Genomic DNA, 21,642 nt, shown 5'->3' with positions numbered 1-21,642 from the left:
GAGCATGCCCGGGTGTGGCGTTCATGCGTTCTCTTTCACGTTCAGGCGCGCGTAGACGAGCTCGACGACGAGGTTGGTGACGATGATGACGATGGTGAAGATCAGGGTGATCGCCTGCACCACGGGGATGTCGTGCAGCGTCGTGGCGTTGACCGCGTACCCCGCGAAACCGGGGACGACGAACACGCTCTCGATGAGGACGGTGCCGCTGGTCAGGCCGACCATCTTCATTCCGAGGATCGTGACGATCGGGACCGCCGCGCCACGGAGCGCGTGACGCCACAGGATGCGGCGTTCGCTGACGCCGTGGGCACGCAGCAGCACGATGTAGGGCTGAGCGAGCTGCTCGGCGACGGCATCGCGTGTCTGCTTGGCCAGCAGTGCGGTGCCGCCGAGAGTCAGGGTGACGATCGGCAGCAGCATGTGCGCCGCCCAGGGCCCGACGCCGTCGACCAGGGGCGCGTATCCGCTCGTGGGGAGCCAGCGCAGCTGCACCGCGAACACCGCCGCGAGCACGAGCCCGATCCAGAAGTTCGGAACGGCCGATCCGATCACGCTCGACACGTCCGCCGCTTTCCCGACCGCACCGGGACGGGCGGCGCCGACGACGCCGAACACGATGCCGAGCAAGGACGCGGCGACGAAGGTGCAGAGGATCAAGGCGACCGTGGGCTCGATGCGATCGGCGAGCACCTCCGTGACGGGCACCCCGCTGACCACCGAGCGGCCGAGATCCCCGTGGAAGAGCTGCCCGAGCCAGCGAAGGTACTGCTCCCACAGCGGCAGGTCCAGCCCCAGCGCCGCGCGCACCTCGAGGTAGCGCTCGGTCGACGCCTGCGGTCCGACGATCGTGCGCGCCGCGTCGCCCGGCGTCAACGAGACGAGGACGAACAGCAAGGCGGAGATGGCGAAGAACAGGATGACGCTCATGACGAGCCAGTTGACGAAGCGTCTCAGCGACATGGGTGCTCCAGACGAGTGGGGACGTGCCGGGCGCGAGGCGCCGGCACGCGGGGATGGGTCAGCCGGCGGGGCGCAGCTCTGCGAGCGGCACCTGCGGGCGGGCGTCCGTGACCGCCGCGGGGGCGATCGCGTCACTGGCGTAGTAGAACTGCGGCGCGAAGGCGACGGGCGCGTACCAGGCGTCCTCGACGATCTCCGTCATGATCTGCTCGTAGAGCGTGACGGCTTCGTCCTGCGGCATCGCCGCCGCCTCGGCGAGCGTCTTCTGCACCGTCTCCGACGTCACACCGAGCGGGTTGAACGCCGCGTCGGGGCCGAAGAGCCCGTCGTACTCCATCGGCACCGGCTGGGAGCCGTAGCCGATGCCCGCGGCGGGGAACGTCCCTCCCGTCATGGCCTCGAAGTAGTCGGGGCCGGGGCGCGTGTCGAGCTCGAGCGTGATGCCGACCTCCGCCAGCTGCGCCGCGTAGATCTGCGCGAACTGGGCCGCCGTCGCGGTCGTGCTGGCGATGACGGGGAGATCGAATCCGTCGGGGTAACCGGCATCCGCGAGCAGCTCGCGGGCAAGGTCCTGATCGTACTCGTAGTAGCCCTCGTGGCTCGTGAGGTACCCGGGCTCGCTCGGCACGACGACCTGCTCGGTCGGGAAGCCGTAGTCGCCGAGGAGCGCTTCCGCGATCCCCTCCCGGTCGAGGGCGTGGTTGATCGCCTGCCGCACGCGCAGATCCTCGAGCGGGGAGCCGAGCTCGCCGTCACGATCGAGCAGGCTGAGCCCGTACACGATCGTCGGCGCGTGCAGTACCTGCAGTCCGTCCGCTTCCGCGGAATCGGCCGTGGAGAGGTCACCGACGGCGTAGTCGATCTCGCCGACGCGCAGGGCGTTCAGCCGCTGGTCGGGGTTCTCCATGACGGTGATCACGATCTCGTCCCAGTACTGGCGTTCCGCATCCCAGTAGTCGTCCCGCGCCGTATAGACGTACTCCGAGCCCGCGATCGTCTGCGTCGCGTCCAGCACGTAGGGGCCGGCCCCGGCGGTCTGCGTCGCGAGCGAGCCCGGATCGTTCCCGAGCGCGTCGGGGGAGGCCATCATCCCCGCCACCCAGCGTTGCGTGAACGCCTGCGGGGCGAGCGGGTGCGGCGAGTCCCACTCGATGCGCACGGTCTCGTCGTCGACCTTGGTGTACTCGCCGCCGTTGACCAGGCTCACGACGTTGCTGTTGCCCGTGTCGAGATGCTCCAGGTTCGCGATCACCGCGTCGGCATCGAGCTCGGCCCCGTCCGAGAACGTCACGTCGTCACGGAGGGTGATCTCGAAGACGCGGTTCTCGTCGTCCGTGAAGCCCCACTCCGTCGCGAGCCCGGGCGTGAGGGTGCCGTCCTCGTCGACCCGGATGAGGGCGTCGTACGCGGGTTGTGCGAACGGGCTCGTCGACTGCTCCATGTTCGCGGGGTCGAGGCTGGTCGGCGGTGCGGCCAGCCCCACACGGAGCGTGCCACCAGAGCCGTCCGTGGCGGGTTCGGGCTGGTTCGACGACGCGCATCCAGCGACCATGACTGCCGTGGCCGCGATCGTCGCGGTGAACATGAGGATCGTGCGGGGGCGTGAAACGGACATGTGACCTCCTCGTCGAGGACGACGGAGCGGCGTTGCGCCGTCGTGTGCGGTGCTGAGGAGTCAAGCACCCCGCGGGAATGCATCGAAATATTTCATGTGAACGGTTTTACACGTCGACATCGACGCCCGGTCCGCCCCGCCGCGGCACCGCACACCGTGCATGTTGCAGGATCGGGCGTGACGGCCGGGGCTGCTGCGGCCGATCCGACCCGACCCGGCCGTCGATCCGGCGTCGTGCACGAGCGTGACGCCGGGCGCGCGGGAAGCGCCGGCCCGGCGTCGACGATCGCGACGCGTGATCGGATGTCTCACCGTGTTTCATCGTTCTCCGTCACAGGGGATCACGCTTCCTCGGCGGTGGTTATGCTCGGCGGGCCCGCGGCTCACGATCGCGGCGCCGCTCCGACGACGAGAGGGAGAGAATGACCGAGCACTACTACGACCCCGAGGACCGCGCGTACACGAGCGTCTACAAGGAGCAGACCCCGGACATCCTGTCCGCGTTCGCGGCGTTCGACGGCGCCGTGTTCGCCGCCGAGGGCCGCGAGATCCCGCTGAAGTACCGCGAGCTGATCGCCCTCGGCGTCGCCCTCGCCACGCAGTGCGTGTACTGCATCGACGCGCACTCGAACAAGGCCAAGGCCGCCGGCGCCAGCGAGGCCGAGCTCGCCGAGGCCGCGTGGGTGTCGACCGCGATCCGCGCGGGAGGCGGCTTCGCCCACGGCCGACTGGCGTTCAAGCTCGCCGGCGACCAGCACCAGCACTGAGCGCCCGGGCGCACGGATGCGGCGCGAGGACCGGGGCGGCGGGCCCCGGTCCTCGTCGCGTGGGGCGACGAGGAGCGTCGGACGCCTGTTCTGCCCGCGCCGGTGCTCATGCGATCCGCAGCCCCGTGCCGTGCACGCCGTGCGTGTCGATGATCGCCAGCTCCTCGTCCGTCAGCGGCGCTAACGACGGGGCCTGCAGGTTGTGCCGCAGCTGTGCCACGGAGCTCGCGCCGATGAGCGCGCTGGTCACCTCGGGGCGGCGCAGCACCCACTGCAGGGCGAGCTGCGCGAGGGACTGCCCGCGCTGCCGCGCGAGGTCGTTCAGCGCGCGGGCGCGCTCGCGGTACTGCTCGGTGATGTCGTCCGTCGACAGGAAGTCGCTGTCGAGCGCGCGAGCGCCGTCCGGCACGCCGTCGAGGTACTTGTCGGTGAGCAGTCCCTGCGCGAGCGGCGAGTAGGTGACGAGGCCGACGCCATCCTCGGCGGACTGGCCGAGCACGTCGTCGATCTCGAGACGGCGGTCGAAGATCGAGTAGCGCGACTGGTGCAGCGCCAGCGGCACGCCCGCCTCGCGCAGCAGCTCGGCGGCGCGGTGCGCCTCGTCGGGGCGATAGAAGTTCGAGATGCCGACGTAGAGGGCCTTGCCCGATCGGACGGCCGCGGCGAGCGCGCCGACGGTCTCCTCGAGCGGCGTCTTCGGGTCGGGGTGGTGGAAGTAGAACACGTCGACGTAGTCGGTGCCGAGATCGCGCAGGCTGTGGTCGAGGCTCTGCAGCAGGTTCTTCCGCGACCCGCCCCGGTGGTAGGGGCTCGGGCCGATCGGGTTGCCCGCCTTCGTCGTGAGCACCAGCTCTTCGCGCCAGGCCCCGAGGTCCTCCCGGAGGATGCGGCCGAAGTTCTTCTCCGCCGAGCGGTGGGGCGGGCCGTACCGGTTCGCGTTGTCGAAGTGGACGACGCCCGCGTCGAACGCGGCGAGCACGATCTCGCGCTGGGTCTCGAAGGGTGTGCGGTCGCCGAACTTCTGCCACAGGCCGAAGGCGAACTCGGGCAGGGCGAGCCCGGTGGTGCCGGCGTGACGCCAGTTCAGGTGCTCGTAACGGTCGTCGGAGGGCTGGTAGCTCACGAAGGGGCCTTTCGTCGTGTTCGGGGTAGGCGCTCACAGCCCGTCCGCCGGGGTCAGCTCGGCATCGCCGCCTTCGCCGCGCAGCGACGGCGGGGTCTCGCCGCGCAGCACGCGGAAGGCGCGATCGAGATCGGCGAGGAGGTCCTCGACGTCCTCGATCCCCACCGACAGGCGGATCAGCCCCGGATGGATGCCGGCCCTGTCCCGCTCGGCCTGCGACAGCTTGGAGTGGGTGGTCGTCGGCGGATGCAGGATCAGCGAGCGCACGTCGCCGATGTGCGTCATGCGGGTGAACACCTCGACGGCGTCGTACAGCGCCTTGGCCGCCTCCTCTCCTCCGGAGAGGGTGAACGCGAACACCGATCCCGCTCCGCGCGGGTAGTACTTCTGGGCGAGGGCGTGGAACGGGTTCGACGGCAGTCCCGGGTAGTCGACGCTCGCGACCTCCGGCTGCTGCTCGAGCCAGGTCGCGATCGCCAGCGCGTTGCGCGTGTGCCGCTCGAGCCGCAGCGACAGCGTCTCGACGCCCTGCTGCACGAGGAAGGCGTTGAACGGCGACAGGCTCGTGCCGAAACGGCCGGCCACCACCGCGCGCGCGAAGGCGAAGTTGGCCTTGGCCCCGAACTTGTCGATCCAGGTGACGCCGTCCGCATCGTCCTCGACGATCGGCTGGTGCAGGTGGGGGTACTTGTCGGGGTGCGCGGCCCAGTCGAAGCGACCGGCGTCGATCACGACGCCGCCGATCGAGTTGCCGTGCCCGGCGAGGAACTTGCTCGTGGAGTGGAACACGATGTCGGCGCCGTAGTCGATGGGACGCAGCAGGTAGGGGGTCGGCACGGTGGAGTCGATCGCGAAGGGGACGTCGTGCTCGTGCGCCGCCGTGGCGATGGCCTCGATGTCGATGAGGTCGTTCTTGGGGTTCGGGATCGCCTCGCCGAAGAACAGCCGCGTGTTGTCGCGCACACGTCGGTGCCAGTCGTCGGGATCGTTCGGGTTCTCGACGAACTCGACCTCGATGCCGAAGCGGGCGAAGTTGCCCCGGAACAGCGCCCGCGTGCCCTCGTAGATGCTCGGCGCACTGAGGAAGTGGTCGCCCGCCTTGAGCACGCTCAGCAGCGACACCGTCGCCGCCGCCTGGCCGCTGCCGACGAGCGTCGCGCCCACGCCGTGCTCGAGGTCCGCGAGCACCTTCTCGACGGCCGCGTTCGTGGGGTTGTTGATGCGCGAGTACACGTAGCCGAGGTCCGTGCCGGCGAAGCGCGCCTTGGCGTGCTCGAAGTCGTCGAAGATGAACCCGGCGCTGAGGTAGAGCGGGGTGATCCTCGCGCCGTAGCCGCCCTCTCCGAGGTAGCCGGCGTGCACCTGCTCGGTGCTGAAGCCGAACTCGTGGGCGTCGCTCGGCGTGGGGGTCTCAGTCATTCGCGGTTCGTCTTTCCTGTGGCCGGGCGGTCCGCCTCAGCGACAGACGATCGCGGCGAGTCGGCGACCCCGCGGTCGCCCCATCCGACCGAACATCGTCGATGCTCCCGGGTTATGCGCGAGCATACGGACGCCCCTCGAACGACCGCGCGAATATGACGGTGGATGTCCGGCGGGCCGGGCCGGGCCGGCGGACGACGCGTTCAGTCGCGCGCGGTGCCGACCGGCTCGTCCGCACGTTCCGGCGTGCGCGCCGCGGGCGAGGCGAACGCGGCGACGAGCACCAGGCCGAGCACGAGCACGAGCGCGCCGCGCAGGCCGACCTCCTCGCCGACGAAGCCCAGCACCGGCGGTCCGACGAGGAACGCGATGTAGCCGATGGTCGCGGCGAACGAGACGCGGGCGGCGCTGTCCTCCCCCGAGTCCCCGGCAGCCGACAGCGCCACCGGGAATCCGAGCGAGGCCCCCAGGCCCCACAGGATCGCCGCGCACGCGGCGACGACCTGGTTGTCCACGAAGGCGACCAGCGCCAGCCCGGCCGCGCCGACGAGGGCGCTGGCGCAGAGGACGACGGCTCGGCCGTACCGGTCGACGAGGCGGCCGCCCGCGAAGCGGCCCACCGTCATGGCGAGCGCGAAGACCGCGTACACGCCCGACCCCCAGGCGGGGTCGAAGCCGTGCCCGTCCACCATGACCAGCGGCAGCCAGTCGTTGGCGGTGCCCTCCGCCAGCGCCAGCGCCAGGATGAGACAGCCGATGAGCAGCAGGCGGGTGTCGCGCCACACCGGCGTGCGCGGTGGCGGCGTCGCGCCCTCCCGCGCCTGCACCCGCGGCTGCCGCCCCACGTCGGCGGGCGTGCTGCGGATGGCGAACGCCAACGCCGAGACCACGACGGCGGCGACGACGGCGAGGTGCACGAGCACCGGGAACCGCGCCGCGGTGAGCAGCATCCCCGCCAGCGCCCCGAGGACGGTGCCGAGGCTGAAGAACCCGTGCATGGTCGGCAGCGTCGACCGCGCCAGCAGACGCTCCACCTCGGCGCCCTCGATGTTCTGGGCCACCTCGCCCCCGCCCATCCCGAAGCCGAACAGCCCCAGGCCGACGGCGACGAGCACTCCCTGCCCCACCGCCGCACCCGCGCCGATCGTCACGGCGCCCGCCGCGATGGCGATGGTGCCGGCGACGATCACGGGTCGCGCGCCCCAGCGGGCCACGGCCGCGCCGGACAGCACGACGCCGATCATCGACCCGAGCGACAGACCGAAGAGGATCAGGCCCATCTGCGCGGTGGACGCGCCCACGAGGTCGCGCACGTCGGGGGTGCGGGTGACCCACGACGAGATCGTCAGTCCCGGCAGCAGGAACAGCATGAAGATCGCGTTGCGGCGAGCGCGCAGCTCCGGCGTCAGGGCGGAGGTCATCGAGGGCTCCTCGTTGCGTGGGACGAAAACTGTACAAGCGTACACACTCTGTTGCGCGCCGCGGACATGCGACAGTGGAGGCATGGCCGGGACCAGGCGGGAGATCCCCAACGACCAGGGGCGCAGGGAGCGCATCCTGGACGCCGCGCTCGACGTGGTCGCGGAGGTCGGGGTGCATCGGACGACGCATCGACGGATCGCCGCTCGCGCGGAGGTGCCGCTCGGGTCGGTGACCTACTACTTCGCCACGCTCGGCGACGTGCTGCACGAGGCGTTCTCGCGGATGTCCGACCAGATGTCGCGCCTGTATCGGCAGACGCTGCAGGACGCCGCCGGCCCCGCCGAGGCAGAGGCCGCCGTCGTCGAGCTCATCGCCGGACCGGCCTACGTCCCGGAGCGCGAGATGACCCTGATCTTCGAGATGTACGCGTACGCGAACCACGATCCGCGGGTCGCGACGACGACGCGCACCTGGCTGCTGCGCAGCCGCGAGAGCCTCGCGCTCCACTTCCCCGCGGACGTGTGCCAGGCCCTCGACGCCCTCATCGAGGGCTGGCCCATGCATCGCGCCTTCTCGGGCGAGCCGCTCGACACGGCGGTCGTCGCGCGCACCGTGCACGCCATCGTCTCGGCGCCGCGCTGACCCCGCCCCCGCCATCGCCGTCGGGAGCGCGGGACGTCACTCGGTGCGGGCCAGCCTCTCGGCCTCCTCGCCCCCGATCGCCTCGCCGCGGGCCACGAGCCCCGACTCCGCGTTCAGCGGGATCTGCTTGATGAAGAAGGCGAGGATCAGCCCGCCCACCATGAACGGCACGATGTACCAGAACACGGGCGCGAGGGAGTCGGCGTACGCATTGACGATGCCGTCTCGGACGGCGTCGGGCAACGAGCCCAGGGTCTGCGGGTCGAGCGTCGAGGTCGCGGCGGCGGCGTCCTCCGCGCTCGCGCCGGCGCCGACGAACACGTCCCCGAGACGCTCGGTAAGGCGGGTGGTGAACAGCGCTCCGAACACCGCGACACCGAGCGACGAGCCCACCTCCCGGAAGTAGTTGTTCGTGCTGGTGGCGGTGCCGATCTCGTCGGCCGGCACGGAGTTCTGCGCCACGAGCACGATGATCTGCATGATGAGGCCGAGGCCCGCGCCGAACACGAGCAGGTAGCCGCAGATCAGCCAGATCGGGGTGTCGGCCGTCAGCGTCGTCATCGCCAGCAGCGCCGCGGTCGCGATCACGATCCCCGCGATCGGGTACGCGCGGTACCGACCGGTGCGCGAGACGAGGACGCCCGAGACGATCGACGTGCCCATGAGTCCCACCATGAGCGGGATCATCAGCAGGCCGGACTCGGCGGCAGAGGTGCCGGACGCCATCTGCAGGAACGTGGGCATGAAGCCGATCGCCGCGAACATCGCGATGCCGAGCACGAAGCCGATCGCGGTGGTGTTGACGAAGATCGGGTTGCGGAACAGCGAGAGCGGGATGATCGGGTCCTGCGCCCGCGACTCGACCTGGACGAACAGCGCGGCGGCGACGAGCATGCCCGCACCCCAGGCCCAGGTGGCGGCCGAGGCCCAGCCGCGCTCGGCCGAGCCGCCGAAGTCCGTGAAGAAGATGAGGCAGGTGGTCGCGGCCGAGAGCAGCACGATGCCCAGCATGTCCACGCGCTTGGTCGGACGGTGGGTGGGCAGTGTCAGGGCGAACAGCCCGATCGCGAACGCGATGATGCCCACGGGGATGTTGATGTAGAAGGCCCACTGCCAGGTGAGGTGGTCGACGAAGTAGCCGCCCAGCAGCGGCCCCGCGACGGCGAAGATCCCGAAGACCGCACCGAGCGGGCCCATGTACTTGCCGCGGTCCTTCGCGGGCACGATGTCGGCGATGATCGCCTGCGACAGGATCATCATCCCGCCGCCGCCGAGGCCCTGCATTGCGCGGAACACCACGAACGACCAGAAGTCGCCGGCGAAGGCGCAGCCGACCGAGGCGAGGGTGAACAGCCCGATCGCGATCAGGAACAGCCACCGCCGCCCGATCATGTCGCCGAGCTTGCCGTAGATCGGCATGACGATCGTGGTCGCGAGCAGGTAGGCGGTCGTGATCCACATCTGGTGGTCGACGCCGCCCAGCTGGCCGACGATCGTCGGCATGGCCGTCGACACGATCGTCTGGTCGAGGCTCGAGAGCAGCATCCCCGCGATCAGCGCGGAGAAGATGATCCAGATCCGACGCTTGGTGAGCAGCATCGGGGCGTCGGCGGCGAGAGTGGACATACGGCTCCTGAAGTGGATAAGTGCAGTTACTGCAATAATAGAGTACATCTACTGCATGTGCACGCACCCCGTATCGTCGTTGACAGCACGGTGAGCACTCGTGCGCACCCGAGGGAGAGCCGAGGCGATGACCCAGCCACGCGGACGCGGAGCGGCGACCACCGCCGCGATCGAGAACGCGGCCGTCGACCTTGCCCTCGAGCACGGCTACGACGGCCTCACGGTCGACCTGATCTGCGAGGCTGTCGGCATCAGCCAGCGCACGTTCTTCAACCACTTCCCCACCAAGGACGACGCGATCCTCGGCAGCTACCACCCGCACGTGGACGAGCACGCCGCGCGACGGTTCATCGTGTCGGACGGCCCCCTCCTCATCGACGCGATGAGCCTGATCTCGCAGCCCACCGCGGACGCCGCGCCGCCCCGCTTCCGAGACCGGCTGCGGCTGATCGCGTCGTCGCCGACGCTGATGACCCGGCAGATGGAGCGGATCGGCAGGCTCGACGACGAGCTGCGCGAGATCATCCTGCTGCGCCTCACGCACCAGCGCCCCGCGGACGATCCGGTCGAGCGGGAGGCGGACGCGGACATGGTGGCGCATCTGCTCGCGGGGGCCATGCGCTCGATCGCCACCGCCGCCAGCCGCAGCGAGTCGGGCGAGGACGTCGCGGCGCTCGCCGCCCGAGCCCGCGACGCCCTGGCGCGCGTCATCGCGGAGTCGGCGCCGCCCGCGCAGCCCTGATCGCCGCGCGACCGGCCTTCGGGGCTACCGGCCCTCGACGATCTCGTCGGCGTTGTCCGCGATCCATGCCATCAGCGGCAGCATGCGCTCCATCAGCGCGCGGCCGCGATCGGTGAGGCGGTACTCGACGTGCGGGGGCACTGTCGCGAACGACTCACGGTGCACGAAGCCGTCGGCGGTCAGCTGCCGCAGCGTGCTCGCCAGCATCTTCTCGCTGATGCCCTCGACCTCGCGTCGCAGCTCGCCCCAGCGCATGGTGCGATCGGCCAGCGCCCAGAGCACCAGCACGCCCCATCGGCTCATCACGTGATCGAGCACGGTGCGCGTCGCGCACTGCGGCGCGAAGACGCCGGGGCGCTCGGCCCGGATCTGCGCGAAACTCACCATCACGCCAGTACCTTACCGGAAAGTGGGTACTCCCCGGATGGAATGCCGACGGGCCTGCGACGGCTGTCCCCGATGACACCTCGTCACAGGGAAGGAAGATCCACATGACCGTTCTCGTCACCGGAGCCAGCGGACACCTCGGCCGGCTCGTCGTCGACAGCCTGCTCGCTCGCGGCGCCGCGCCCGCAGAGATCGTCGCGGGCGCCCGCAGCCCGCAGAAGATCGAAGACCTCGCCGCCAAGGGCGTGCGGGTGGTGCCGCTCGACTACGACGACCCCGCCACGATCGCGGCCGCCCTCGATGGCGTGGACCGCGTGCTGCTGATCTCCGGCAGCGACGTGGGACGTCGCGCGGAGCAGCATCGCGCGGTCGTCGAGGCCGCCGCGGAAGCGGGGGTCGACCTGCTCGCGTACACCAGTCTCGGCAAGGGCGCGGACAGCCCACTGCCGCTCGCCCCGGACCACGTCGCCACCGAGGCCGCGATCGCCGGCTCGGGGGTCCCGGCCGTGATCCTGCGCAACAACTGGTACTTCGAGAACTACCTGTCCGACCTCGAGCGCGCCCGCGAGACGGGCGAGATCGCCGCGAGCGTCGGCGACGGCCGGGTCTCGGGCGCGAGCCGCGCCGACTACGCGGAGGCCGCCGCCGCGGTGCTGCTGGAGGACGGGCACGCCGGGAAGGTCTACGAGCTCGCCGGCGAGACCGCCTACGGGTACGACGAGCTCGCCGACGCGATCGGCGAGGTGATCGGCCGCCCCGTGGCCTATCGCCGACTGACGACCGAGGAGCACCTCTCGGGCCTGCGGGCCGCCGGGCTCGACGAGGGCACGGCCGGCTTCGTCGCGGCGCTCGACGCGGGGATCGCCGCCGGCGGCCTCGACACCCCCGACCCGACGCTCGCACGCCTGATCGGCCACCCCGCGGCCACTCCGACGGAGGCGCTGCGAGCCGCTCTCTGACACGTCGGAGCCGGGCAGGTCGGGGTCGATGCGGGACGCGGGATGAGCGCCGGCATCGACCCCGACCCGTTCAGGCGCCCGCGTCGGGGGTGACCACGAGGCGCGTGCCCCAGGGGTCGCCGAAGCGCAGCGAGCGCCCGTCGTCCTCGACCGCGACGCCGTGGAGGCGGAGCCGGTCGGCGAGCGCCTCCACGTCCTCGCGCCCGGGCACGACGAGGCGCACGTCGCCGAGGCCGAGCGAGGCGGCCCGAGGCCCGGCCCCGGCGCTGTGCCAGGTGTTCATGCCGATGTGGTGGTGGTACCCGCCCGCCGAGAGGAACAGCGCGGTGTCCATCGAGGCCGTGACGTCGAAGCCGAGCACGTCGACGTAGAACCGCCGCGCGGTCGGGATGTCGCCGACCTGCAGGTGGACGTGCCCGATCGCCGCGGACGGGCCGGCGTCGGCGCGATCGGGCTCGTACCACTGCCTCAGGAAGCCGCCGGGGTCGAGCGGCAGCGACCCCATCCGCACCGTGCCGTCCGCGGCGACGGTCCACTCGTCGCGCGGCCGGTCGCGGTAGAGCTCGAGGCCGTTGCCCTCGGGATCGTGGAAGTAGAACGCCTGGCTGACGAGGTGGTCGGCGCTGCCCTCGTAGAGCGCGGCCGCCCGCTCGGCCATCGAGGCGAGCGCGACCGCGAGGCGGCGCTCGTCCTCGAACACGATCGCCGTGTGGTACAGCCCTGCACCCGTGCGGTCGCGGCCGGGCAGGTCCTTCTCCTGGCGCAGCGCCATCACCGGCACGCCGGCCCTGCCGAGCGTCGCGGTGGGCCCGGACTCGTCGAGCACGTCGAGCGTGACGGCGTCGCGATAGAAGGCGGTCATGGCGTCGAGATCCCGCACGAGCAGCTCGACGGTATCCATCCGGGTGTCGTCCGGCGCCGCCCCCGGGGTGGGGACGGCAGCCGGACGCCAGGCGGGAGCGATCGCGGCCACGGTCAGCCGACGAGGGCGAAGCCGCCCGTCCACGGCGTCTTCTCGGCCGCGGCGAGGGTGATCTGCAGGAACGCGAGCGCCTCCAGCTCGCGGGCGCGCGCAAGCGCTCCGGCGTCGACCGCGCGCAGGCCGCCGGCGACGGCGAGGTCGACGATCGACCGCTTCGCGCTCGCGTCGTCGCCCGCGACGAGCACCGTGGTCGGCACGGGCCCGGCGGTGCCGGTCGCGAGCGTCGCGCCGAGGTTCGCGTTGAACGCCTTGACGACGTGGGCGTCCGGCACGGCGTCCTGGATGAGCCGCGCCGCCGACGAGTCGGCCGGCACGACGAGCGAGTCGAAGGTCGCGAAGTCGATCGGGTTCGTCACGTCGACCAGCACCTTGCCGTTCAGGTCCGCGCCGTACGCGCCGAGCACCTCCGCGACGGCGCCGTAGGGCAGGGCGAGGACGACGATCTCCCCCGCGATCGCGTCCCCGATGCGGCCGGCGCTCGCGCCCAGCGGTGCGGCGACGGTGTTCGCCTTCTCGGGGTCGCGCGCGAGGATCTGCAGGCTCGCGCCGGCCTTCGCCGCCAGCGCCGCCACGGCGCCGCCGATGTTCCCCGCTCCGATGATGGTCACTGCCGACATGGTCACTCCTTCAAAATAATTGTCGAGACAACTGTTATGGGACAGGTCTACCACGATTCAGTTGTTGCTACAAGTAACGCTACGATGGGGTCATGTCATTCCAAGTGCCGCGGATGGATCCCGAGGAGTCCCGAGCCTGGCTGGGCCTCATCGCGGTCAGCCAGCTGCTGCCCGCCGCTCTCGACGCGCAGCTGCAGCGCGACGCCGGGCTCACGCACTTCGAGTTCCTCGTGCTCAGCGTGCTGCGGTTCGCGCCGGAGTCGACCATGCGGATGACGGCCCTGGCGGAGGCCACCAACGCCACCCTCCCCCGGCTCTCCCACGTGTGCACGCGGCTCGAGAAGCGCGGCCTCGTCGAGCGGTTCCCGTGCCCCGAGGACCGCCGCGCGACCAACGTACGCCTCACGAACGCCGGCCGGCGCGACCTCGTGCACGCCATCCCCGACCACATCGCCACGGTTCGCGGTCTGGTGATCGACGCGCTCACGCCTGCCCAGCTCGACGCGCTCGCCGACATCACGGACGCCATCCGCTCGCGGCTGAGCCCCGGTCGCGCGCCTTTCCCCGGATGAGTCGCTCCCGGCGACGCCGCGGCGGGATCAGGCAGGCGGCGTGAGCAGGAGGTCCACGAGCTCGGCGAGCCACGACCTCGCGTCGGCGGCGGTGAGGCCCGCCACGCCCTGCGCGCGCTGCGCGCCGAGCCCGTCCGCGTAGGCGGCGAGCTTCAACGCGGCCTCCTCGGGGTCGACCGGACGGAACGCGCCCGCGTCGATGCCGCGACGGATCGTCCGCGCGCAGCAGTCCTCCCAGTGCCGGATCCTGTCGGCGTAGGCGTCGGCGATCTCCGGCCGCCTCGCGACGGCGGCCCAGTAGTCGGACCAGATCCGCCAGTGGTCCTCGAGCTCGGTGGAGTCTCCGAAGAGGGGGTCGATGAGCAGGCTCAGGGCGCGCCGGGGGTCCTCCTCGGCGTCCACGGCGCGCACGATGCCCCCGTAGAACCGCTCGGACTCGCGGACGACCACGGCGCTCAGGATCTCGTCGATGCCGGTGAAGTGGTAGGTCACCGTGCCCAGAGACACCCCGGCACGCGCCGCGATGTCACGCAACGACGTGCGCGAGAGGCCGCGCTCGGCGATGACCGCGCGGGCCGATGCGACCACCTGCTCCCGCCGTGCGGACGGCGACAGCCGACGGGTCGCCGTCCCACCCGGCTCGGTCACGCCGACGTCCTCTCGACGTGTTCGACGAAACGGTCGTCGAACACCGTCTCGACGTCCTCGCCCCGCGAGGCGACGGCCCTCACCGAGCCCGCGATGCGGAAGGCGCCGGCGTCGGACGTGATCGTCATCGACGTCTCGACGACGGCCTCCCAGTCGTCCTTGGCCATCCGTATCCGCCACTGCGACTCGGCTCGCGGGGAGTCGACGTCGTGCTCGCGGATCGTGTACGTCTCGCGGGCGGTCTCCCAGAAGGAGAGGCCGTCCGGATACCGTCTCGTGCCCCCGTAGCCGGGATCGACGTCGACGACCGTCTCGCCCGCGGCCACGTCGACGCGGATGACCCGCGCAGGCCCGGGCTGCTCCGCTCCGGCCGGGCTGGAGATCGCCAGGGGCCGGGCGTGCTCCGGGGGCTCGAACGAGACCGGCGACGCGGGCTCGGCGACGAGGGGCAGCTCGACGCTGCTCTCGTCGAGGTCGACGTCGAGCGCGTCGTCCACGCCGTGTGGCCAGATCCAGGGCCAGTAGTGGTTGCTGATCGCGATCCGCATGCGGTGTCCCGCCGCGAACCGGTACCCAGCGGAGACGAGCCGGACGTCGACGTCCACGTCCTCGCCCGGGACGAGCGGATCGTCCCGCTCCATCGACACGCGCTTGCGCAGGTTGAGGACGCCCCGCGTGACGAGGGTGGACGCGCCGTCGGGTGCGATGTCGCACAGGCGGACGATGACGTGACCGCGGTCGTGCGTCGAACGCAGGCGCAGCCGCACGGTCGGGTTGCCCAGCAGGTCCAGGGGCTCTTCCACGGGGAGGTCGATGCAGACCGACCGGCCGTCCTCCGCCCGCTGGTCCGGCGGCAGATCCGCGTCGTTCCCGAACGGGAAGAAGCGCCCGGCGTCCTGGCCCGTCGACCACGGCGAACGCACGGTCACGCGTCCCGTGCCGAGCCGGGCGGCGAAGCGGGGCGCCGCTCCCGGCCAGTCCACGCCGACCCAGCGTCCCGACCGCTCCGCCACGTACGGGGCGGGCCGCTCGGGGTCGTTGACCCAGGCGCGCAGCGCGGGGTCGGACTCGACGCCGGTGTCGACGCCCTTGAGCCAGCGGTCCCACCAGCGGAGGGTCTCCTGCAGGAACCCGATCGACGGACCGGGGGCGAGCCCCCGGTCCGGGTACTGGTGCGACCACGGCCCGATGATCCCCTTGGCGGGGGCGTCGAGATGCGTCAGCAGACGCAGCACCGTGTCCCGGTACGGGTCCGACCAGCCGCCCACGGCCAGCACGGCCGCCTGCACCCCGGCGTAGTTCTCGCACACGCTCCCGCGGCGCCAGTAGTCGTCCCGCTCCTGATGGGACATCCACACGGGGGCGAGCGGACGCTGGTGCTGCAGGCGCTCACGCCACTGCTCGACCCAGCCGTCGCCGACGACGTCTGGCCGTGGCGGCCGCGACGCGAACGCGAGCATCGTGCCCGCCCACGCCGTCATGTCGATGCCCAGCAGCGCGCCGCCCATGTAGTGCACGTCGTTGTCGTACCGGTCGTCGGTCGAGCACACCGTGACGATCGCCTTCAGCGGGGCCGGCGCCCGCTCCGCCAGCTGGAGCGCGTTGAACCCGCCCCACGAGATCCCGAACATGCCGACCGCCCCGTCGCACCACGGCTGCGCGGCCAGCCACTCGATCACCGCCTCGCCGTCGTCCAGCTCGGCGGGCGAGTACTCGTCGTCGAACAGCCCCTCCGAGCTGCCCGTGCCGCGGATGTCCACCCGCACCGACGCGTAGCCGTGCGCCGCGTGATAGGGATGGCGTTCGCTGTCGCGCACCGACGTCCAGTCGTCGAGGCGGTACGGAAGGTACTCCAGGAGAGCCGGCACGGGATGCGCCTCGGCGTCACACGGCAGCCAGGCGCGCGCGTGCAGCCGCACGCCGTCGGCCATGGGGATCCAGAGGTCGCGCACCTCGACGGCGGAGGGATCGATGTCGACGACGGTCACAGGGGGCTCCCCTCGGTCTCGCGGACGAGGTGTCCGGTGGCGACCTCCACCATCGGCGCCGACGGATCCGGCGGCGCGTCGCGATACTCGTCCTCGCGCAGCGGCAGCCCGGTCCGCCCCGGCTCCACGGCGGCGGCGAGCAGCGCGCGCGTGTACGGATGGCGGGGATCCTCGAACAGCCGCGCCGACGGCGCGCTCTCGACGACCACCCCGTGCCGCATCACGACGATGCGGTCGGCGACGCCGCGGACCACGGCGAGGTCGTGGCTGATGAACAGGCAGGCCAGATCACGCGTGCGGCGCAGCCTCTCGAGCAGCGCGAGCACCTCGGCCTGCACCGACACGTCGAGAGCCGTCGTGATCTCGTCCGCGATGAGCACCGAGGGCTCCGCGGCGAGCGCCCGGGCGATGCCGATGCGCTGCCGCTGCCCTCCGGAGAGCTGTGCCGGGACGCGCCGGGCCATCGCGGGGTCGAGGCCGACCTCGTCGAACAGCTCGGCGACCCGTGCGCGCCGTGCGGCGCGCCCCGACGCCCGGCCGAAGACCGCGAGCGGCCGGGCGACGGCGTCGCCGACGGTGCGGCGGGGGTTCAGCGCGAGGTCGGCGTTCTGGAAGATCAGCTGCACGGCCCGGCGCACGACGGCCGGGCGGCTCCGGGCGCGGCCGAGGAGATCGTGCACCGCACCGTCGTCGATCCGGAGCGACGCGGTGCCCGCCTCGGCATCGATGAGGCCCGCGAGCGCGGCGGCCACCGTGGACTTGCCGCTGCCGGACTCGCCGACGATGCCGACGGTCTCACCGCGGCGCATCTCCACGCCGAACCCCGCGACCGCGCGACGCGACTGTCCGGGATAGCGGACGTCCACGTCGTGACAGCGCAGGACCACGTCGTCCCCGGCCTTCTCGCGGGGCACGAGCTCTGCGTCCAGCCGCGGGGCCGCGGCGAGCAGCGCCCGGGTGTAGTCCGCCTCCGGAGCGGTGAGGATCCGCGCCGTGGGCGCCTGCTCGACGACGCGCCCGTGCCGCAGCACCAGCACGTCGTCGGCCAGCGCGGAGACCACGCCGAGGTCGTGGCTGACGATCAGGACGGCCATGCCGAGCCGGTCGCGCAGATCGTCGACCAGGCGCAGCACCGCGGCCTGCGTGATGACGTCGAGCGCCGTCGTCGGCTCGTCCAGCACCAGCACCTTCGGCTCGGTCGACACCGCCATGGCGATCGCCACGCGCTGCTGCTGACCGCCCGAGAGCTCGTGCGGGTACCGCCGCGCGATGCGGTCCGGCTCGGGCAGACGGACGAGCTCGAGCAGCTCTCGCACCCGTCGCCCGCCGGACGGCAGCCCGTGCACGCGCAGGGCCTCGGCCACCTGCGCGCCGATCCGCATCGACGGCGTGAGCGCATGCCCGGCGTTCTGCGCGACGAGCGACACCTCGCCGCCGCGCAGGCGCCGCAGGTCTTCGGGCGTCGACGAGAACACGTCGCCGCCCGAGACCTCCACCGTCCCCGCGTCGACACGAGATCCGTCGCGCAGGTGGCCGAGCAGCGTCCGCGCGAGCGTGGACTTGCCGCTGCCGGACTCGCCGACCAGCCCCAGCGTCCGCCCTCGGGCGAGCGAGAACGAGACGTCGTCGACGACCGTGACCCGGTCGCTCCCGGCGCGGTACGAGATCGTGAGGCCGCGCACCTCCGCGATCGATCCGCCGGTCATCGCGCCACTCCCCGACGCGCCCGGTCGACGCCCAGGTACTTGGCGAGGCCGTCGGCGGCGAGGTTCACGCCGACCACCAGCACGGACAGCGCGACGATCGGGGCCAGCGTCCCGGCGGGCGCGACGGTCAGCGCGGAACGGTTCTCCTGGATCATGAGCCCCCAGTCGGGTGCGGGCGGGCTCACGCCGAACCCGAGGAAGGACAGCGTCGAGACCAGCAGGATGACCCACGACGCGCGCATCGCGAACTCGACGAAGATCGTGTCGAGGATGTTCGGCAGCACCTCCCGCACGACGATCGCGATCGTGCGCTCGCCCCGCGCGCGGGCGCTGGTGACGTAGCCGGACGTCATGACCGGCCGGGCGGCGCCGCGGACGACTCGAGCGACCGCCGGCGCGTAGACGATCGAGACGGCGAGCACGAGCACCCACAGCTGGTTGCCGAACACCGACACCACGAGCAGCAGAGCGAGCACCGAGGGCACCGCCAGCACGGCGTCGAGCACGCGCGTGACGCCGGCGTCGACCCACCGGCCGGAGGACGCGGCGAGCGTGCCGAGGACCGTTCCGATCAGGACCGACGCGGCGGTCGCGCACAGGGACACGAGCAGGGCGTATCGGCCGCCCGCCACGGTGCGCGCGAGGATGTCGCGACCGTACTGATCCGTGCCGAGCCAGTGGGCGCCGCTCGCCCCCGCGAGGGCGTTGTCGGCGTTCGTCGCGACGGGGTCGTAGGGCACCAGGAAGGGCCCGAGCACGGTGACGGCGATGGTGGCCGCCACCATCAGCAGGCCGACACGGCTGCTGGGGGTCAGATCGCGCAGCAGGGCGCGGTCGCGCAGGCGGGTCATGCGGGGCTCCCCTCCGCCGCCTGCGCCCGCGGGCGGCGACGGCGGCTCTCGAGGGCGCGCTGGCGCGGGTCGACCGCGAGCGCGACGAGGTCTGCGAGCAGGTTGGATATCACGTAGACGAGCGCGCTCAGCAGCGTGATCGCCTGCAGCATCGGCAGGTCGCGCGTCGACACCGAGTCGATCATCAGCTTGCCGAGGCCGGGGTAGTTGAACACCGTCTCGACGACCACGACCCCGCCGAGCAGCCATGCGACGTTGATCGAGACGACCGGCAGCACCGGCAGCAGCGCGTTCGGCAGCACATGCCGGCGCAGCACCTGACCGCGCGGCACGCCCTTGAGCTCCGCGGTGGTCGCGTACTCGGTGGCGAGCGTGTCGATCGTGGCCGAGCGCATCGCCCGGATGATGTAGGCAGACATCGAGATCACGAGCGTCGCGCACGGCAGCACCGCGGCCGACAGCAGCGTGCCGACCGTCGCGTCCGCGCCCTCGAGCACCACGGCGGGGAACACCGGGACGAGGATCGCGAAGACCAGCACGAGGAGCGTCGCGATCACGAACTCGGGGATGCTCATCGCGACGAGCGCGAGCACCGAGATCCCGGAGTCGGTCCCGGTCCCGCGGCGGGCGCCGGCGCGCAGGCCGAGAAGGACCGAGAGCCCGACGCCCAGCAGGATCGCCGGCACGGCGATCAGGAGGGTCCTCCCGAAGGCGCCCCACAGCGCGCCGGCGACGGGCTCACCGGACACGAGAGACGTCCCGAAGTCGCCCGTCGCCGCCCCGCCCAGCCACTGCACGAACCGGAGCCACACGTTCGTGTCGAGGTCCAGCTGCGCGCGGAGCGCGGCGACGGCCTCCGGAGTCGCGTTCTGGCCGAGCAGCTGCTCCGCCACGTCGCCGGGGAGCGCCTGCACCACGAAGTACACGAGGAACGAGGCGAGCAGCAGGGTGATGACGCCCGTCCCCAGTCGGAAGAGGACGACCCGGATCATGCGTTCCCCCTGAGCCCGAGGGCGAGGTAGTCCATCTCGAAGCCGTACTCGTCGTAGCCCACGACCTCCTCGGAGAGGCCGACGAGGCGGTCGCCGAACACCGGTGTGAGGCAGGCGCCGTCCTCCACGATCATCCGCTGCGCGTCGCGGTACTTCTCGCGCCTGGTGTCGTCGTTCGTGTCGGCGCGGGCGGCGTCCAGCAGGGCGTCGAAGGACTCGTTCGCCCACGCCGACTCGTTGTAGCTCGAGCCGCTGCGGAAGATCTGGTTCAGCAGCTGGTCGACGGGTCGGCCGGTGAACCAGTAGCTGACCATCAGGGGCTGCGCCATCCAGACCTGCGTGTAATAGGACTCGGCGGCGACGTTGGTGATCCGCAGATCGATGCCGGCCTGAGCCGCCTGCTCCGCGTACGCGGTGGCGATGGCGGTGAAGTTCGGGTCGTACGACGAGGTGTACAGACGGGTGCTGAACCCCTCGCGCCCCGCGCGGCGCAGCAGCGAACGCGCCTCGTCCGGGTCGTACGGCCGCTCGACCTCCGTCCACGCCGACAGGTGCGGCGGCACGGGGTTGTCCCACCCGGGGCTCCCCTCTCCCTGCAGCGCGGTGTCGAGCACGGCCGTCGGGTCGTAGACGAGACGCATCGCCCGCCGCACGTCCGGGTCGGCGTACTCCTCGCTGGTCGCGAGCATCGGCATCGTGTACCACTGCGCGTTCGCGATCCGCGCCACGGTGGTCCCGGCCGACCCGGCGACGACGCGCGCGGTGGGGTTGTCGAGGTTGGTCTGCGCGAGCAGGTCGACCTGCCCGGCCAGCAGCGCGTTGACGCGCGCGGTCGCGTCCTGGATCGAGAAGAAGTCGATCCCGTCGAGGGCGGGGCGACCCGCGAAGTGGTCGTCGTTCGCGCGAACGGCGCCCGCGCCGGCGGCGGTGAAGCGCTCGAGGACGAACGGCCCGGTGCCGATCCCCGTGCGGCCGATCGTCTCGGCCGAGTCCTCCGGGATCACGTAGCACTGGTAGGCGGTGAGGAGCGAGGGGAACTCCGCGTTCGGCGTCGAGAGCACGAAGCGCACCGTGAGCGTGTCGACGGCGACGACCTCCTCGACGATCGCGAGCGGGCCGGCCTGCGGAGAGCCGACGTCGGGGTCGGAGATGTGGCCGAAGGTGTAGCGCACGTCGCGGGCGGTGAGGGGCGCCCCGTCGTGGAAGCGCACGCCGTCGCGCAGCCGGAACGTCCAGACGGTGGCGTCCGCGTTCGACGACCAGTCGGTGGCGAGGTCCGCGACGACCTCGCCGTCGCGGTCCAGGCGCACGACGCGGTTGTAGAGCGCGCCGAGATACTCGTAGGCCGAGAGGGCGCTCGCGGGGTCGAGCGTCTCGGCGGCGCTGGCGGCCGGCCGCGCGATCCGCATCCTGGCGCCGCTGCGCGCCCGGCCCGTCGCGGCGACGTCGGGCACGGTGAGCGGCGGGGCCCCGCAGGCCGACAGGCTCAGCGCGGCGGCGCCGCCGAGCATGCCCAGCAGCAATGAGCGTCGGCCGAATGAGGGGGGCACGGGGCACCTTCCTGTCGTCGTTCACCTGAACGATAAGGGGTGGACACCCGTAGACCGCAACTCGTCACGAG

General features: G+C 71.9%; 20 protein-coding genes. 5 read left to right on the top strand and 15 right to left on the bottom strand.

Features of this window, described 5'->3' with window-relative positions:
- Nucleotides 1-21: 21 nt before the first annotated feature.
- Nucleotides 22-963, bottom strand: a complete 942-nt coding sequence (locus K5S26_RS11180; protein ID WP_221858069.1) for an ABC transporter permease — start codon at nucleotides 961-963, stop codon at nucleotides 22-24.
- Between the two features lie 58 nt (nucleotides 964-1,021).
- Nucleotides 1,022-2,578 (bottom strand): ABC transporter substrate-binding protein, encoded by a 1,557-nt coding sequence (locus K5S26_RS11175; protein WP_221858068.1) that lies wholly within the window; start codon nucleotides 2,576-2,578, stop codon nucleotides 1,022-1,024.
- Between the two features lie 422 nt (nucleotides 2,579-3,000).
- Between K5S26_RS11175 and K5S26_RS11170 the strand changes: the two genes are divergently transcribed.
- The gene (locus K5S26_RS11170) at nucleotides 3,001-3,345 is read left to right on the top strand and encodes a carboxymuconolactone decarboxylase family protein (protein WP_221858067.1); all 345 of its coding nucleotides are present in this window, start codon (nucleotides 3,001-3,003) and stop codon (nucleotides 3,343-3,345) included.
- Nucleotides 3,346-3,451: 106 nt separating this feature from the next.
- On the opposite strand, the gene K5S26_RS11165 is transcribed toward K5S26_RS11170, so the two are convergent.
- The 3 genes from K5S26_RS11165 to K5S26_RS11155 form a co-directional block, all read right to left on the bottom strand.
- Nucleotides 3,452-4,468 carry an aldo/keto reductase gene (locus K5S26_RS11165; protein ID WP_221858066.1) on the bottom strand — a complete coding sequence of 339 codons (1,017 nt, stop codon included), beginning with the start codon at nucleotides 4,466-4,468 and terminating at the stop codon, nucleotides 3,452-3,454.
- A gap of 33 nt (nucleotides 4,469-4,501) precedes the next feature.
- Nucleotides 4,502-5,887, bottom strand: a complete 1,386-nt coding sequence (locus K5S26_RS11160; RefSeq protein WP_221858065.1) for an O-acetylhomoserine aminocarboxypropyltransferase/cysteine synthase family protein — start codon at nucleotides 5,885-5,887, stop codon at nucleotides 4,502-4,504.
- 203 nt (nucleotides 5,888-6,090) lie between these two features.
- Nucleotides 6,091-7,308, bottom strand: a complete 1,218-nt coding sequence (locus tag K5S26_RS11155) for an MFS transporter (protein ID WP_221858064.1) — start codon at nucleotides 7,306-7,308, stop codon at nucleotides 6,091-6,093.
- 82 nt (nucleotides 7,309-7,390) lie between these two features.
- Between K5S26_RS11155 and K5S26_RS11150 the strand changes: the two genes are divergently transcribed.
- The gene (locus K5S26_RS11150) at nucleotides 7,391-7,951 is read left to right on the top strand and encodes a TetR/AcrR family transcriptional regulator (RefSeq protein ID WP_221858063.1); all 561 of its coding nucleotides are present in this window, start codon (nucleotides 7,391-7,393) and stop codon (nucleotides 7,949-7,951) included.
- 36 nt (nucleotides 7,952-7,987) lie between these two features.
- On the opposite strand, the gene K5S26_RS11145 is transcribed toward K5S26_RS11150, so the two are convergent.
- Entirely contained in the window at nucleotides 7,988-9,577 is a 1,590-nt protein-coding gene (locus tag K5S26_RS11145; RefSeq protein ID WP_221858062.1) for an MDR family MFS transporter, read from the bottom strand.
- A gap of 127 nt (nucleotides 9,578-9,704) precedes the next feature.
- On the opposite strand from K5S26_RS11145, the gene K5S26_RS11140 reads away from it, so the two are divergent.
- Nucleotides 9,705-10,319 (top strand): TetR/AcrR family transcriptional regulator, encoded by a 615-nt coding sequence (locus K5S26_RS11140; RefSeq protein ID WP_221858061.1) that lies wholly within the window; start codon nucleotides 9,705-9,707, stop codon nucleotides 10,317-10,319.
- Between the two features lie 24 nt (nucleotides 10,320-10,343).
- Here the strand turns inward: K5S26_RS11140 and K5S26_RS11135 are convergent, their stop codons facing one another.
- Nucleotides 10,344-10,706, bottom strand: a complete 363-nt coding sequence (locus K5S26_RS11135) for a winged helix-turn-helix transcriptional regulator (protein ID WP_221858440.1) — start codon at nucleotides 10,704-10,706, stop codon at nucleotides 10,344-10,346.
- A 104-nt stretch (nucleotides 10,707-10,810) separates the two neighbouring features.
- Between K5S26_RS11135 and K5S26_RS11130 the strand changes: the two genes are divergently transcribed.
- A complete protein-coding gene (locus tag K5S26_RS11130) occupies nucleotides 10,811-11,665 on the top strand; it encodes an SDR family oxidoreductase (RefSeq protein ID WP_221858060.1) in 855 nt (284 codons plus the stop codon).
- Nucleotides 11,666-11,735: 70 nt separating this feature from the next.
- Here K5S26_RS11130 and K5S26_RS11125 read toward each other — a convergent pair whose 3' ends face one another.
- Nucleotides 11,736-12,566 (bottom strand): VOC family protein, encoded by an 831-nt coding sequence (locus tag K5S26_RS11125; RefSeq protein WP_221858059.1) that lies wholly within the window; start codon nucleotides 12,564-12,566, stop codon nucleotides 11,736-11,738.
- A 74-nt stretch (nucleotides 12,567-12,640) separates the two neighbouring features.
- Complete coding sequence (locus K5S26_RS11120; RefSeq protein WP_221858058.1) at nucleotides 12,641-13,264, bottom strand: NADPH-dependent F420 reductase; 624 nt, start codon at nucleotides 13,262-13,264, stop codon at nucleotides 12,641-12,643.
- 92 nt (nucleotides 13,265-13,356) lie between these two features.
- Here K5S26_RS11120 and K5S26_RS11115 point away from each other — a divergent pair, with 92 nt between their 5' ends.
- The gene (locus K5S26_RS11115) at nucleotides 13,357-13,836 is read left to right on the top strand and encodes a MarR family winged helix-turn-helix transcriptional regulator (protein WP_221858057.1); all 480 of its coding nucleotides are present in this window, start codon (nucleotides 13,357-13,359) and stop codon (nucleotides 13,834-13,836) included.
- A 27-nt stretch (nucleotides 13,837-13,863) separates the two neighbouring features.
- On the opposite strand, the gene K5S26_RS11110 is transcribed toward K5S26_RS11115, so the two are convergent.
- Genes K5S26_RS11110 through K5S26_RS11085 form a run of 6 tightly spaced genes read right to left on the bottom strand, consistent with a single transcriptional unit; the run spans nucleotide 13,864 to nucleotide 21,571 of the window.
- On the bottom strand, nucleotides 13,864-14,484 hold the full coding sequence (locus K5S26_RS11110; protein ID WP_308122919.1) for a TetR/AcrR family transcriptional regulator: 621 nt from the start codon (nucleotides 14,482-14,484) through the stop codon (nucleotides 13,864-13,866).
- Nucleotides 14,481-16,472 carry a CocE/NonD family hydrolase gene (locus K5S26_RS11105; protein WP_308122918.1) on the bottom strand — a complete coding sequence of 664 codons (1,992 nt, stop codon included), beginning with the start codon at nucleotides 16,470-16,472 and terminating at the stop codon, nucleotides 14,481-14,483. Before K5S26_RS11105 ends, K5S26_RS11110 begins: the two co-directional genes overlap by 4 nt.
- Nucleotides 16,469-18,178, bottom strand: a complete 1,710-nt coding sequence (locus K5S26_RS11100) for a dipeptide ABC transporter ATP-binding protein (RefSeq protein WP_221858056.1) — start codon at nucleotides 18,176-18,178, stop codon at nucleotides 16,469-16,471. The genes K5S26_RS11105 and K5S26_RS11100 overlap by 4 nt, the downstream gene beginning before the upstream one ends.
- Nucleotides 18,175-19,029, bottom strand: a complete 855-nt coding sequence (locus tag K5S26_RS11095; protein WP_221858055.1) for an ABC transporter permease — start codon at nucleotides 19,027-19,029, stop codon at nucleotides 18,175-18,177. Before K5S26_RS11095 ends, K5S26_RS11100 begins: the two co-directional genes overlap by 4 nt.
- Nucleotides 19,026-20,021, bottom strand: coding sequence for an ABC transporter permease (locus K5S26_RS11090; RefSeq protein ID WP_221858054.1), 996 nt, complete (start codon nucleotides 20,019-20,021; stop codon nucleotides 19,026-19,028). Before K5S26_RS11090 ends, K5S26_RS11095 begins: the two co-directional genes overlap by 4 nt.
- The gene (locus tag K5S26_RS11085) at nucleotides 20,018-21,571 is read right to left on the bottom strand and encodes an ABC transporter substrate-binding protein (RefSeq protein WP_308122916.1); all 1,554 of its coding nucleotides are present in this window, start codon (nucleotides 21,569-21,571) and stop codon (nucleotides 20,018-20,020) included. The genes K5S26_RS11090 and K5S26_RS11085 overlap by 4 nt, the downstream gene beginning before the upstream one ends.
- Nucleotides 21,572-21,642 lie beyond the last annotated feature (71 nt).

This window comes from Microbacterium marinilacus (genome assembly GCF_019753765.1).
GTDB lineage: Bacteria > Actinomycetota > Actinomycetes > Actinomycetales > Microbacteriaceae > Microbacterium > Microbacterium marinilacus.
The sequence above is the reverse complement of the archived record's forward strand: the minus strand, read 5'-3'. Positions and strand labels throughout refer to the sequence as shown.

What these genes read in the sequence shown, in the direction of transcription:
- K5S26_RS11120 (WP_221858058.1), bottom strand. Translation starts at nt 13,264, where the DNA reads ATGTCGGCAGTGACCATCATCGGAGCGGGGAACATCGGCGGCGCCGTG.
- K5S26_RS11100 (WP_221858056.1), bottom strand. Translation starts at nt 18,178, where the DNA reads ATGACCGGCGGATCGATCGCGGAGGTGCGCGGCCTCACGATCTCGTAC.
- K5S26_RS11095 (WP_221858055.1), bottom strand. Translation starts at nt 19,029, where the DNA reads ATGACCCGCCTGCGCGACCGCGCCCTGCTGCGCGATCTGACCCCCAGC.
- K5S26_RS11140 (WP_221858061.1), top strand. Translation starts at nt 9,705, where the DNA reads ATGACCCAGCCACGCGGACGCGGAGCGGCGACCACCGCCGCGATCGAG.
- K5S26_RS11090 (WP_221858054.1), bottom strand. Translation starts at nt 20,021, where the DNA reads ATGATCCGGGTCGTCCTCTTCCGACTGGGGACGGGCGTCATCACCCTG.
- K5S26_RS11130 (WP_221858060.1), top strand. Translation starts at nt 10,811, where the DNA reads ATGACCGTTCTCGTCACCGGAGCCAGCGGACACCTCGGCCGGCTCGTC.
- K5S26_RS11135 (WP_221858440.1), bottom strand. Translation starts at nt 10,706, where the DNA reads ATGGTGAGTTTCGCGCAGATCCGGGCCGAGCGCCCCGGCGTCTTCGCG.
- K5S26_RS11145 (WP_221858062.1), bottom strand. Translation starts at nt 9,577, where the DNA reads ATGTCCACTCTCGCCGCCGACGCCCCGATGCTGCTCACCAAGCGTCGG.
- K5S26_RS11175 (WP_221858068.1), bottom strand. Translation starts at nt 2,578, where the DNA reads ATGTCCGTTTCACGCCCCCGCACGATCCTCATGTTCACCGCGACGATC.
- K5S26_RS11155 (WP_221858064.1), bottom strand. Translation starts at nt 7,308, where the DNA reads ATGACCTCCGCCCTGACGCCGGAGCTGCGCGCTCGCCGCAACGCGATC.
- K5S26_RS11160 (WP_221858065.1), bottom strand. Translation starts at nt 5,887, where the DNA reads ATGACTGAGACCCCCACGCCGAGCGACGCCCACGAGTTCGGCTTCAGC.
- K5S26_RS11180 (WP_221858069.1), bottom strand. Translation starts at nt 963, where the DNA reads ATGTCGCTGAGACGCTTCGTCAACTGGCTCGTCATGAGCGTCATCCTG.
- K5S26_RS11170 (WP_221858067.1), top strand. Translation starts at nt 3,001, where the DNA reads ATGACCGAGCACTACTACGACCCCGAGGACCGCGCGTACACGAGCGTC.
- K5S26_RS11150 (WP_221858063.1), top strand. Translation starts at nt 7,391, where the DNA reads ATGGCCGGGACCAGGCGGGAGATCCCCAACGACCAGGGGCGCAGGGAG.
- K5S26_RS11115 (WP_221858057.1), top strand. Translation starts at nt 13,357, where the DNA reads ATGTCATTCCAAGTGCCGCGGATGGATCCCGAGGAGTCCCGAGCCTGG.
- K5S26_RS11125 (WP_221858059.1), bottom strand. Translation starts at nt 12,566, where the DNA reads ATGGATACCGTCGAGCTGCTCGTGCGGGATCTCGACGCCATGACCGCC.